This window comes from Pseudarthrobacter sp. AB1 (assembly GCF_014926485.1).
Taxonomy (GTDB): domain Bacteria; phylum Actinomycetota; class Actinomycetes; order Actinomycetales; family Micrococcaceae; genus Arthrobacter.
Genome location: NZ_PZKO01000032.1, coordinates 1 through 12,074 on the forward strand (window position 1 = coordinate 1; position 12,074 = coordinate 12,074).

At 64.6% G+C, this 12,074-nt stretch carries 9 protein-coding genes, 1 tRNA gene and 1 pseudogene; 8 read left to right on the forward strand and 3 right to left on the reverse strand.

The annotated features are described in order from the left end of the window. Positions 1-229: pseudogene (locus DAD99_RS08670) on the forward strand (hypothetical protein); the annotation flags it as partial. 65 nt (positions 230-294) lie between these two features. On the opposite strand, the gene DAD99_RS08675 reads toward DAD99_RS08670, so the two are convergent. Together DAD99_RS08675 and DAD99_RS08680 are read right to left on the reverse strand one after the other, a co-directional pair. Then, entirely contained in the window at positions 295-1,806 is a 1,512-nt protein-coding gene (locus DAD99_RS08675) for an APC family permease (protein ID WP_193341363.1), read from the reverse strand. A 94-nt stretch (positions 1,807-1,900) separates the two neighbouring features. Continuing rightward, on the reverse strand, positions 1,901-3,322 hold the full coding sequence (locus DAD99_RS08680; RefSeq protein ID WP_193341200.1) for an NAD(P)/FAD-dependent oxidoreductase: 1,422 nt from the start codon (positions 3,320-3,322) through the stop codon (positions 1,901-1,903). Positions 3,323-3,430: 108 nt separating this feature from the next. Between DAD99_RS08680 and DAD99_RS08685 the strand changes: the two genes are divergently transcribed. Further along, on the forward strand, positions 3,431-4,168 hold the full coding sequence (locus DAD99_RS08685; RefSeq protein WP_193341201.1) for a TetR/AcrR family transcriptional regulator: 738 nt from the start codon (positions 3,431-3,433) through the stop codon (positions 4,166-4,168). 98 nt (positions 4,169-4,266) lie between these two features. Here DAD99_RS08685 and DAD99_RS08690 read toward each other — a convergent pair. Further along, a tRNA-Leu gene (locus tag DAD99_RS08690) sits at positions 4,267-4,349 on the reverse strand. Between the two features lie 331 nt (positions 4,350-4,680). On the opposite strand from DAD99_RS08690, the gene DAD99_RS08695 reads away from it, so the two are divergent. From DAD99_RS08695 to DAD99_RS08720, 6 genes are read left to right on the forward strand one after another with little or no spacing between them, the layout of a single operon-like run. Next, a complete protein-coding gene (locus tag DAD99_RS08695) occupies positions 4,681-5,424 on the forward strand; it encodes a DUF3662 and FHA domain-containing protein (protein WP_185262069.1) in 744 nt (247 codons plus the stop codon). Then, positions 5,421-5,903, forward strand: coding sequence for an FHA domain-containing protein (locus DAD99_RS08700; RefSeq protein WP_193341202.1), 483 nt, complete (start codon positions 5,421-5,423; stop codon positions 5,901-5,903). The genes DAD99_RS08695 and DAD99_RS08700 overlap by 4 nt, the downstream gene beginning before the upstream one ends. 2 nt (positions 5,904-5,905) lie before the next feature. Further along, positions 5,906-7,546 (forward strand): PP2C family serine/threonine-protein phosphatase, encoded by a 1,641-nt coding sequence (locus DAD99_RS08705; protein ID WP_227007832.1) that lies wholly within the window; start codon positions 5,906-5,908, stop codon positions 7,544-7,546. Then, a complete protein-coding gene (locus DAD99_RS08710; protein ID WP_193341203.1) occupies positions 7,543-8,931 on the forward strand; it encodes an FtsW/RodA/SpoVE family cell cycle protein in 1,389 nt (462 codons plus the stop codon). The genes DAD99_RS08705 and DAD99_RS08710 overlap by 4 nt, the downstream gene beginning before the upstream one ends. Further along, complete coding sequence (locus DAD99_RS08715) at positions 8,928-10,388, forward strand: penicillin-binding protein 2 (protein ID WP_193341204.1); 1,461 nt, start codon at positions 8,928-8,930, stop codon at positions 10,386-10,388. Before DAD99_RS08710 ends, DAD99_RS08715 begins: the two co-directional genes overlap by 4 nt. Next, on the forward strand, positions 10,385-12,064 hold the full coding sequence (locus DAD99_RS08720) for a protein kinase (RefSeq protein WP_193341205.1): 1,680 nt from the start codon (positions 10,385-10,387) through the stop codon (positions 12,062-12,064). The genes DAD99_RS08715 and DAD99_RS08720 overlap by 4 nt, the downstream gene beginning before the upstream one ends. The last annotated feature ends 10 nt before the right edge of the window (positions 12,065-12,074 follow it).

Consider the following 12,074-nt stretch of genomic DNA (forward strand, 5'->3'; position numbering starts at 1 on the left):
CCGACTCCGCCACCACGGCCTCATCGAACGCATCCCACACTCCCACCGCTACCGGGTCACCGACACCGGCCTTTCCACCGCCATGTTCATCAGCGCCGTTCACGACCGACTGCTCCCCACCGGCCTGGCCGACCTACAAACCCCGGTACCAACGAGGCTGCGGGCCGCCACTCGCGCCTACCAAACCGCGATCGACAACCTCACCCACGCCACGGGACTGGCCGCCTAAAACACGAATCTGACCCAGCCACCCAAAACACGACCCAAAAATCACGGCTTCGCCGACTTAGCCTTCTAGGCGGGCGCTCGGTTTCCGCGCGCGAGAACCTGCCCTTTGAAGAATTCGGGCCGCAGCCGGGACATCACCAGCATGAGCATCACGCCCAGCAGGATGACACCCATGCCCAGGATGAACACCATCCCCACACCGCCCACCGATGATCCGGAGCCGTACCCGGGGTCCATGGAATCGAACGCGGTTTTGAAGAACATCACCAGCAGGATGACACCGCCCAGCAGCGGCGACAGGAACTTGAAGAAGAAGGCGCGGCCGTTGCTGACTGCCTGCGCCCGGAAGAACCAGACGCATGCCAGGGCTGTGATGCCGTAGTAGAAGCAGATCATCATGCCCAATGCCGTGATGGTGTCCCAGAGTGCGTTTTCCGAGGTGGTCCGCGTGATGACGTAGAAGGCTGCGGCGGCAACGCCCGCGGCGATCGTGGCGTAGCTCGGGGATTTGAAGCGCGGACTGACCTTGCCGAAGGTGGCCGGGAGTGCCTTGTAGTGGCCCATCGACAGCATGGTCCGAGCCGGCGACACAAACGTGGACTGCAGCGACGCGGCCGAACTGCTCAGGATGGCCAACGACATCAGGATGGCGAACGGTCCCATGACCGGCCCGGAGAGGACGGCGAAGATGCTCGACTGGTTGTCCGGATTCCCGGCGCCCAGGCCCGTTTCGCCCACTCCCGCAAAGGACAGGGTTGCCAGCGCAACGGTCATGTAAATCGCCACAATCACCACCACGGTGACAGTTGCCGCCCGCCCCGGAGTCTTCTCCGGATTCCTGGTTTCCTCGTTCATGGTCAGGGTGACGTCCCAGCCCCAGTAGATGAAGATGGAGAGCGAAACGCCGGCGGCAAAGGCTGAGAATGATCCTACTGCGAACGGGTTAAACCAGTCCGGTGTAATGGCGATCGCGTCAAAGGCTGTTCCGTTGGCCACGTGACTGAAGGCAGCCACGGCAAACCAGCCCAACACCAGCAGCTGGAACGCCACCAGTACATACTGCACGCCCTTGGTGGCTTCCATGCCCCGATAGGAAATCCAGCAAGCCAGAGCGATGAACACCAATGTGGTGGCGATGTTCAGCGGCAGGTTCTTGCTCAGCTCGCCCAGTTCCGGGTTCCCGAACAGTTGGGCCAGCATGAGATAGAAGAAGTCGACGGCGACAGCCGCCAGATTGGACAGCACAATGATGGTGGCCGCAATCAGCCCCCAGCCCCCCATCCAACCGATCCACGGACCAAAGGCGCGCGATGCCCACGTGAACGAGGTCCCGGCGTCGGGCATGGCATTGTTCAGTTCCCGGTAGCCGAACGCCACCAGAATCATGGGGATAAAGCCCACCAGGAAGATCGCCGGCAGCTGAACCCCCACCTCCGATACCGTTGGCCCCAGCGCCGCGGTCAGCGTGTATGCAGGCGCGATACAGGAAACCCCGATCACGACGGCGCCCACCAGCCCCACCGCTCCGGCCTTCAGGCCCTTCCCGCTCAGGCCCTTTTCAGCCAGGCTATTGTCCACTCCGCTGGCTGTCTGTACTGTCACTTCTTTGGGAATCACGGCCTTGCCTCTCGTAGTTCATTCGACGCTGAATGGATTGGAGCTGGTGCTGCTATCAGTCGACGGCGGCCATATGTTCCGCACCGGATGCGCCCGCATTGGCTGCAACACCCGCCGCAGCAGCGATGCGCGCCGCCGTGCGCCGGCCCATGCGGACGGCCCCGTCAACATGCTGGTAGCCCTCCGCAGCCAGGTCTGAGGAGCACCAGTAGATCGGGCCCACGGGGGTGTGCTGGTCCTTGCCGTAACGGTGCAGGCCGCCCAGATCGTAGCTGGCTGCGTACGCGCCCCGGGTCCATTCTTCGGAGCCCCAGTCGGATTCGTAGTAGACCTCTGGTGCCAGGGCCTTATCCCCCAGGAAGCCGGCAATGGACTCCAGCACCACGCGCTTCCGTTCGGCGGCACTCAACTCGAAGACGGCGTCGGCCTTTTCGTCCGAGATGAAGCCCACCAGGGTTCCGCGCGAATCAGCGTGGTTCGTGTTGTCGTAGACCTCCTGGACCAGCGACCCGGCACCGAAGCCAGTGCCGGAGAGTCCGTCTTCACGCCAGAACGGCGTGCTGTAGACGGCGTGGACCTTGATGACCAGGCCCAGTGACTGGTGCTGGTGCATCTGGTGCTGCCGCCGCGGAAGCGGCGGGTCAAAAGAGACGCGCGAGTAGAGGTTCGGCGGCACGGCCATGATCACAAAGCGCGCATTCACGGTGGCACGCTCCGAAACGACACTGACGCGATGCCCGTCTTCACCGTCATCCCCCCAGTGGACGGTGCGCACCGGACTGTTAAGTACGACGTCGGCACCCAGTTCCGCTGCCTGCAGCAGGGACACCTGCTGCATCCCGCCGATGACCCGCTTGTCCAGGATGAAGTCCTCGTCCGTGAGGTGACTGAAGGACCCGGCGGAGGCTGCCATCAGGACCGCCTGCAGCGCCGAGAAGGCGTGTGCGGGCTTGGTGAGCATGCCGCCGGCGATGAAAAGGCCAATGTTGTTGCACGCCTCCTCGTCGGCCGAATTGGCGCGCAGCCAGTGGTGGAAGGAAATGGTGTCCAGTTCACGGGCCTTGGGGTGCGCCCAGGGTTCGGTGGCGCCGATTTCCGCGGCGAGGCCGTCCAGAATGCCGATCAGCTTGTCCATTTCCGCCCCGGTGTCTCCGCTGACAGGGAAGGAATCGCCGGTGTAGCGGGTCTTCGTGCCGTCGGCGCCGACATAGACGGATTCACCCTCACGGTAGCGGGAGTATGTCTTCAGGCCGAGCTCGTCCAGAAGCTCCAGCAGTGCAGTCTGGTCCGGGGAGACCCACTGGCCACCGATTTCCAACATGGCCCCGTCAATAGTGTCGGTCCAGGTCCGGCCGCCCACGCGGTCCCGTGCTTCCAGCACTGCCACGCTGAGGCCGGCCCTCTTCAGCTCGCGGGCAGCGGTGAGCCCGGACGGTCCAGCGCCGACGATTACAACGTCGCGGTCAAGATTCAGCATGATGTCCTCTCTGTGGCCACGTAAGTGATGCAAACCACTAAATGAATGCCATTCATTTAGTAGAACTATAGCTGTTGCGCGGCCCGCGAGGAAGAGACCGGTGGAATAATGCTGGGGATACTGCCCGCAGAAAGGCCAGCAATGCCGGCATCACCAGCCGATTCACTCAGCATCAAGGAGCACGACCCCGCACCGAAAACCGGTGCGTTGCGGCGTCGCGCTGGGCGGCCCGCCGCAGCTGTCCTGGACCTTGCGGGCATCACCGCTGCAGCCCTGCGGCTCATCGGCAAGAACGGCTACGACGGCCTCACCATGGCCGCACTGGCCCGCTCACTGCACGTAGCGCCGTCGGCCCTCTATAACCATGTGGAGTCCAAGCGGGACGTGCTCCTGCTCGTGGAAGACCACCTGGCTGCCCTGGTGGACGTGACTGCGTTCGCAGCGGAGCCCTGGGAGTCGGCAGTGCGGAAATGGGCCTGGAGTTACCGGGATGTCTTCGCAGAGCACACGCCCCTGATTCCCGTCATCGCAGTACTTCCCGTGACGGACGCACCCCAGACCCTCGCCATGTATGAGACCGTCAGCGCCGGATTCCGGACAGCCGGCTTCCCGGAGGAGCGGATCGTGTCCGCCATCGTGGCCCTGGAATCATTCATCTTCGGATCCGCTTACGACGTCACCGCCCCCGCCGACATTTTCGAATCCGGCCGGATGGCCGAATCGACGCCAAGCTTCACGGGAGCAGTCCGGAGCCTCGCCGCGCAGGGGCACGAGAAACCTGCGGACGTGGCGTTCAGCCTGGGGCTTGAGGCCCTTATTGTGGGCTTCGGGGCGTTAAGGAAGTAGAGCCGCTGCCACCCGGCACGGATCCCGGGCTTCGCCCGGGATGGAGCCCAGACGCAGAAAAGCCCCAATCCTAAGACCGGGGCTTTTCTGTATTTGCGTGCGCGAGGGGGGATTTGAACCCCCACGCCCTTTCGGACACTGGCACCTGAAGCCAGCGCGTCTGCCGTTCCGCCACTCGCGCGCAACTTCTCTTCCATGAATAACGGCCGGTTTCCCGGATCCGCAACCGTGTAAAAGCAGCGAGATCAAGCATAACGGACATCGGCGGCAAAACACCAATTGAGCTCCGGACGCGATCAAATTCCCCGCCGGAAGTGCGCCTTCCCGGGTCCCGGAACGAACTTTTCCGGCGGCCCGGCCGTTGCGGATTAAGGTCATTTACAGGCCTTCCCAGTAGTATCTGATGTAGTAGTGCCTGCCACTGCCAGGCAGGCCACTGGGTTCTGAACTGCGTAGTTGGTCGAGTTCCGGAACGAAAACTGCCCCGCAGCGGGGGGGAAAGGAGAAGGGCCATGGGATTGCTGGACAAGGTCGAGCGCGGTATTGAAAAGGCCGTCCGCGGTGTCTTCTCCACCGGTTCGCGCGCCCAGGTGGAACCTGTGGAAATCGCCAGCCGCCTCCGCCGCGAGGTGGACAACAAAGCCCTCACGATCGCCGCCGGCCGCACGCTGGCCCCGAACGTCTTCGACGTCCAGCTCAGTGATGACGACTTCACGAGGGCGCAGGAATGGGGCACGCCACTGGCCGAAGAACTCTGCGACGTCGTCATCAACCACGTCCGCAGCCAGGGCTACACCCTGCAGGGCTCGGTACGGATCTCCTTCCGCCGGTCCGAGGAGCTGCGCGCAGGCGACTTCGAGATCGTCTCCTCCACCGAGAAGTCCAAAGCCGGCCCCGGCGTCGCGTCGGGCAGGCCCAACCTGCCGGCGGCCCCCGGCCGCCCGCCCCTGCGGCTGCAGCCCGTCCTGGATATCGACGGCCAGCGCTACTCCCTCAATGCCCCATCCATCGTCCTGGGCCGGTCTTCCGAGGCTGACATCCTGGTTGACGACACCGGCGTCTCGCGCCGCCACCTCGAGATCCGCACCACCAACGGTGTCACCAGCGCCGTGGACCTCGGCTCCACCAACGGCAGTTACGTCAATGGCCACAAGGTGGCGGACAGCACCGAACTGACCGACGGCTCCACCATCACGATGGGACGGACTAAGATCATCTTCCGCCTGCTTCCCGCCAACCCTGGGGGCCGCCCATGAGCGACCTGACCATCACTGCGCTGCGGTTTGGCTTCCTGATCCTGCTTTGGGTCCTCATCTTCAGCATAGTTTCGGCCATGCGCCGGGACCTGATGGTGGGCCGCAAAGCTGCCGCCGGCACTCCGACCGCCCGCCAGGTCCGCAAGAATCCAGGTCTGGCCGAGGCTCCGCCGCAGACCCTCAAGCAGCAGGCCCACCAACTGGTGGTCACAGAAGGCCCGCTCAAGGGAACCACCATCCCCCTGGCCGCCAGCCCCATCCTGTTGGGCCGCGCGCAGGAAGCCACGCTGATTCTCGAGGACGACTATGCCTCCGGCCGCCACGCGCGGCTGTTCCCGCAGGGCAGCCGCTGGTTTATCGAGGACCTGGGCTCCACCAACGGCACGTACCTGGCCGACCAGCAACTTACCCGGGCCCTGCCCGTTGAGCTTGGCGTACCCGTGAGAATCGGCAAGACGGTCATCGAATTGAGGCCATAGCAATGGCCGCTGATCTTCCCGCCGGCGAGGCCACGCCCGTCCAGCGGCCCCTCATCATGCGCTATGCGGCGCGCTCGGACGTGGGACGCATCCGTGCCAAAAATGATGACTCGGCGTACGTCGGCCGCCATTTGGCAGTGGTCGCGGACGGAATGGGCGGCCACGCGGGCGGCGATGTCGCCTCTGCCGCCACCGTGTTGGACATGCTGCACCTGGACCACGACGACCACGACGGCGATGCCGGCACGGTCCTCGCCGACGAAATCCAGACGGCCAACTCCCTGCTCTCCGAGCTGGTGCACATCAACCCGAAGCTGGCCGGCATGGGCACCACCGTTACGTCCCTGCTTTTGGCCGAAGGCAAGCTACACTTCGCGCACATCGGAGACTCCCGGGCCTACCGCCTGCGTGACGGCGAATTCGCACAAATCAGCATTGACCACACGTTCGTCCAGCGGCTGATCGATGAGGGGCGGCTCCGCCCCGAAGAAGCCGAAACCCACCCACACAAAAACGTCCTTATGCGCGTCCTGGGCGACGTCGACGCCAGCCCCGAGCTGGATCTGGACACCCTGGACGTCCAGCCCGGGGAGCGCTGGCTGCTCTGTTCCGACGGGCTCAACTACGTGGCCGGACACGTGGTGGAGCGGACGGTCCGTGAGACAAAGGACCTCCGCGAGTGCGTCGAAACCCTGGTGAACCTCACGCTTGAAGCCGGCTCACCGGACAACGTCACCGTCGTCATGGTCGAAATCACCGAGGAAACGCCCGACGACGTCAGTACCGCCGCCGTCGAGATCGTCCCCTCGCAGCTGGTCACCGAAGCCCCTGCCGCTGACAGCGAAGCGGCCAGCATTTCACCGGGCCCAGTGGCATCCGACGTCAAAAACCCCGCAGCCGGCAAAGCCCTCGAAAGGCCAGTGGCCGCGGAACCCGCGCCCTCCACCGACCCCCATCTCGGCGAGCACCTTTCGGCCGAAGTCCTGCGGCAGGAACTCGCATCGCGCCCGCACGAACTTGTCGGAGCTGCGGCCACCGCGGCTGAGTCCGGCTCCATTCCCACCATTGCCGGCCGCACCGTGGCCAGGCGGGCCGCCACCGTCCTGACGCACAAGGCCGACGCCCCCGTGGCGGAGGCGGATGACGCCGCCCTGGGGCGGCCGAAACCCCGCCGCTGGGTCACCATGTCCATCGCCGCATCCGTGCTGGTGGTGCTGACGGTTGGCCTCTGGCTCGGCTACGCCTGGACCCAGACCCGCTATTACATCGGGGAATACGATTCCCGCGTGGCCATCTATAACGGTGTATCGCAGCGGCTTGGTCCCATCCAGCTTTCCACCCTCGAAGCCGTAACAGAGATCCAGATGGATTCCTTGCCCCAGTTCTCCCAGCAGCGCGTCCGGCAGACAGTTCCCGCGCGCGATCTCTACGACGCCCAGCGGATCGTGAAGAACCTCGAAGGCACCGGTACCATTGCCCCGCCGGATGAGTGCCTGACCCCGTCGCCCGCTCCGGCCCCAACAACTGCGCCGGCTGCAACACCCACCGCGCCTGCCCCATCGTCGGACCCGGCCGCTCCTGCTGCGGCGCCGTCCCTGTCCGCCTCGCCCAGCCCCACTACCGCTTGCGAGGGAGGCCAGTGAGCCAGCTCAGCACCATACCCAAACCCCGGCGCAACGTGGAACTGTTGCTGCTGATCCTCGCCCTGTCTGTGGGCATCGGCGCCAACATGTTGGTGGGCGTTGACCAGGAGAAGGCGTTCGACTCCGATTTCTGGTTCCAGTCCAGCCTCCTCGCGGCGGCAGCCCTGTTCTTCCACGTGGTTCTGCGGATCCGGGCTAAATATGCCGATCCGGTAATACTTCCGTTGGTTGTTGCACTTAACGGCTTGGGTCTTGCCATGATCCACCGACTCGACGCCCCCGGGGAAGACACCGGCAACAACCAGCTCCGCTGGACCCTGATCGCCATGGCGGTGGCCATCGGCGTGATCTGGTTCCTCAAGGACCACCGGGTGCTCCGCCGCTTCACCTTCATTTCACTGGCCGTGAGCGCGCTCCTGCTCATTCTTCCGCTGGTGCCCGGCATCTCCGCCGGCGAAATCCTGGGCGCCCGGGTCTGGATCCGGATGGGCCCCTTGACCTTCCAGCCGGGTGAGATTGCCAAGATCACCCTCGCTATATTCTTCGCCGGTTATCTGTCCTCCAACCGCGACCTCATACTGTTGGCCGGCCGCAAGATCGGCCCGCTGCAGTTCCCCCGGTTCAAGGACATGGGGCCCATGATCACCGCCTGGCTGGTGAGCATCGGTGTGTTGATCTTCCAGCGCGACCTCGGGTCTTCCGTGCTTTTCTTCGGCCTGTTCATCGTGATGATCTACGTGGCAACCAGCCGTATCAGCTGGGTAGTGATCGGCGTGGCCTTGATCTTGGGCGGCGGATTCGTGGCAGCCCAAGTGTTTTCCCATGTCGAAGTACGCATCTACGGCTGGATTAACGCCTTCAGCCCGGAAGTTTACGAGACCGGCAGCCGGCAAGTCATCGAGGGACTCTTCGGCATGGCAAACGGCGGCCTGGTGGGTACCGGCCTGGGCCAGGGCCGGCCGGACCTGGTCCCCTTCGCCAACAGCGATATGATCATCGCGTCCATCGGCGAGGAGCTGGGCCTGACCGGACTGTTCGCCGTGGTGCTGATGTACGTGCTGCTGTTCACACGAGGGTTCCGGGCGGCGCTCGGCACCCGGGATGCCTTCGGAAAACTGCTGGCCTGCGGGCTTTCCTTCGCCATCGCCCTTCAGTGCTTCGTGGTGATCGGCGGAGTCACACGGCTGATTCCGTTGACCGGTTTGACCACGCCGTTCCTCGCCGCCGGTGGTTCGTCGCTGCTGGCCAACTGGATCATCGTGGGCCTGCTCCTGCTGATTTCCCATACTGCGCGGGGTCCGGTGGACACCACGCCACTTCCTCCCGGCGGCGCTGCGGAATCTGCGGGAATTGATACTCCCACCGAGGCGGTGAAACAAGCGTGAACCAGGCAATCCGTAATTCCTGGGTGGCGGCGATCGCCATGTTTGCATTGATCTTCGGCGCTATCAGCTTCGTCCAGGTGGTGGGCGCGGATGACCTCAAGGACCACCCCCTGAACCAGCGCGCCATTCTGCAGAATTACTGCAACGACCGCGGCACCATCATCGTGGGCGGAAACCCTGTCGCCGAATCGGTGGAAGGCACCTCAGAGGTCTGCAAGTTCCAGCGGACCTACGCGCAGCCGGCACTGTATGCAGGCATCACGGGCTACTTCTCGAAGAACTATGGTGCCACCGGCCTGGAAGTTGCGATGAACGCCCAGTTGGCTGGCAGCTCAGACCAGCAGTTCTTCGACCGGATCGGCCAGCTCTTCCTGGGCAGCCAGCCGAAGGGGGCTTCGGTGGAACTCACCATCGATCCCGCTATCCAGAAGCTTGCCTACGACCTCATTCCGGACGGCCAGCGAGGTTCCATTGTGGTCACCAACCCCAAGACCGGCGCGATCCTGGCCATGGTGTCCAAGCCGTCCTATGACCCCAACCTGGTCGCCACCCAGGACCCGAACGCCGAAACCACCAACATCAATGAGCTGGTCAAGGTCCCCGGCATCAACCTGAACCAGAATGTCAGCGGACCCACGGGCGAGCTGCTCGCTCCGGGGTCAGTTTTCAAGCTGGTAGATACCGCTGCGGCCCTCGCTTCCGGGAAGTACAACAAGGACAGTGCGCTCCCCAACCCGGCCGAGATGCCGTTCCCGGGGATCCAGTACAAATTGCCGAACTACGCCGGGGGCAACTGCTACACCCGGGAGACGGCCAGCTTTGCCTTCGCCCTGCAGCAGTCCTGCAATACGCCGTTCGCCAGCATCGCCCTCGACCTGGGCCGCGACGCCATCGCCGAGCAGGCGGCAAAGTTCGGCTTCGGCGAGGTACTGGGCGATCAGCTCAAGCTCGCCTACGCCAAGGGCAACGGCTTCCCCGATGATCTGGACGGGCCAGGCCTGGCCCAGTCCGCCATTGGCCAGAAGGACGTGCGAGCCACGCCGCTGCAGATCGCAATGATGACCGCCGCCATCGCCAACAACGGCGTCCAGATGAGCCCCAGCCTGGTCAAAACCGTGCGGTCCCCGGACCTTCGCGTCATTGACGAACCCAAGCCTGAAGCGCTCCGGACTTCCACCACGCCGGAGATTGCCCGGCAGATCACCGAATGGATGACCAGCGTGGTGAGCCAGGGCATCGCCCGCGGCGCGGCCGTCCCCGGTGTTCAGGTGGCCGGCAAAACCGGAACCGCTGAACTGGGGAACGGCCTTAACAACTCCTGGTTCACCGGGTTTGCCCCCGCGAACAACCCGGAGGTGACTGTCACCATTGCCATGGAGGGCGTAGACATCACCACCGGTGCACAGCTAACCAGTCCGAACGCGAAGAAGATTTTTGAGGCGGTGTTGAATAAGTGAGGCCTACAACGGGAATCACCCTCGGCGGCAGATTCCAGCTGACCACGCGGATTGCGATCGGCGGGATGGGAGAGGTCTGGAAGGCCAAGGACCAGGTCCTGGGCCGGATTGTCGCCATCAAAGTACTCAAGGAGGAATACACCGGTGACCCCGGATTTCTCCAGAGGTTCCGCGCCGAGGCACGCCACACCGCCCTCCTGAACCACGTCGGCATCGCCAATGTCTTCGACTACGGCGAGGAGGAGGGCTCCGCGTACCTGGTCATGGAGCTCGTCCCAGGCCAGCCGCTGAGCAGCATCATCGAGCACGAGCAGGTATTGTCACCTGACCGGACGCTGTCCATGATGGCGCAGACCGCCCGCGCGCTTTCCGTCGCCCATGCCCAGGGGCTGGTCCACCGCGACATCAAGCCGGGCAACCTGCTGATCACCCCCGACGGCCGGGTCAAGGTCACCGACTTTGGCATCGCCCGCCTGGCCGACCAGGTCCCGTTAACGCAGACAGGCCAGGTCATGGGAACCGCCCAGTACCTCGCCCCGGAGCAGGCCACCGGCCAGACCGCTACCGGTGCCTCGGACATCTACTCACTCGGCGTGATCGGCTACGAGTGCCTCACCGGGCACCGGCCGTTCTCCGGCGAATCCCAGATCGCCATTGCCCTGGCGCAGGTCAACGACGCCCCGCCGCCGCTTCCGGAGACCCTGCCCAAACCGGTCCGCGCACTGCTGATGTCCATGCTGGCCAAGGACCCCAAGAACCGTCCGGCCAACGCCATCAAGCTGTCCGAAGCCGCCGAGGCCATCCGCAACGGCGACATTGACGCCGCGCACGCCGCAGTTCCCGGCATGCTGCTCTTCGAGGCGACAACCGGCCCCATCACCGCGCCGGTGGACATTGCCACAGCACCCACCGGCGTCATCGCGCAGAAGGACAGCAACACAACCTCAACGTCCGCTCTGCCCGTTTTGGGTGCCGCTGCCGCCGGTGCTGCTCTCGGCGCCGGGGCTGCGGGCACAGCCACCGGAGCCGGCAGCACGCTTTCTCGTGCGGATGCCCTTGCTGCGGAGCGCAGCTGGGTGCAGGAGGAAGAAACGTACGACGACGAACGGGCGGATGAGCCCGAGCGTCGCGGCCGGAGCCCCTGGACGTGGCCGCTGGTCGCCTTGATCGTGCTGATACTGTTCGCCCTGGTGGGGTTCTTCCTGACGCAGCAGGGGATTTTTAACCCGGCCAGCACCACCACTAACTCGGCATCCAGCAACCCGCCGTCCACCAGCGCCAGTCCTACAAAGACCTCGGCGTCCGCCACGCCCACCCCCAGCCGGACCACCGACGCGCCCACGCCGACGCCCACCCCCAGCACCGTGGACATCATTTCGGCGGCATACCTCGGGAAGGACTACCGTCAGGTCCAGGGCACGCTCGAAACCATGGGTCTGTCCGTGCGGGTCATCCCGCAGCAGAGTACTTCCACTGCGGGAACGGTGTTGCAGGTCAATCCCACGGGCACCGTGCCCAAGGGGGCTGAAGTGACCGTGACGTACGCCGTTCCTGCCCCCGCCACTACGCCGACCGCTCCGCCGTCCTCGCCGGCTGCCTCGGCTGAGCCGACGTCCGCCCTGCCCAGCTGTAACCCCGGCCAGGTGCAGGGGTTGCCCCCTACCTGCGGGCCCTAGTCGTCAGGAT